The sequence below is a fragment of the Pseudomonas sp. K5002 genome (genome assembly GCF_013386655.1).
Classification (GTDB): domain Bacteria; phylum Pseudomonadota; class Gammaproteobacteria; order Pseudomonadales; family Pseudomonadaceae; genus Aquipseudomonas.
Genome location: NZ_JACARK010000385.1, coordinates 1 through 342 on the forward strand (window position 1 = coordinate 1; position 342 = coordinate 342).

General features: G+C 58.8%; 1 protein-coding gene. It reads left to right on the top strand.

Going from position 1 to position 342, the window contains the following annotated elements; all coding sequences use genetic code 11:
- Positions 1-190 precede the first annotated feature (190 nt).
- Positions 191-342 (top strand): LysR family transcriptional regulator (locus HX846_RS18255; RefSeq protein ID WP_178965845.1); only part of this gene is annotated, 152 nt, incomplete at its 3' end.

The window sequence follows — 342 nt, forward strand, 5'->3', positions numbered from 1 at the left end:
GCAAAATCAAAAGCTAAAGCCAGCTCCCACAGAAAAGCAGATCTGCTTTTGATCTTGATCTGAGCGAACGCGGGTAGTGCAGAGCGGGTAAACCGGCAGGACGCCGTGACCGAAGAAACGGATATTTACACCCGCATGGCGCAGTAATTGCGTCCCCCCAATCCAACCCCCCAAAAAAGGAGCACCCCCCATGCAACTACGCGCCTTGCGATATTTCCACGAGGTCGCCCGCTGCGCCTCCCTGCGTAAGGCCGCCGAACGTCTTTACGTCACCCCCACCGCCGTCAGCCGCCAGATCGAACACCTGGAACACTTCTTCGGCGCCGCCCTGATTGAGCGCGG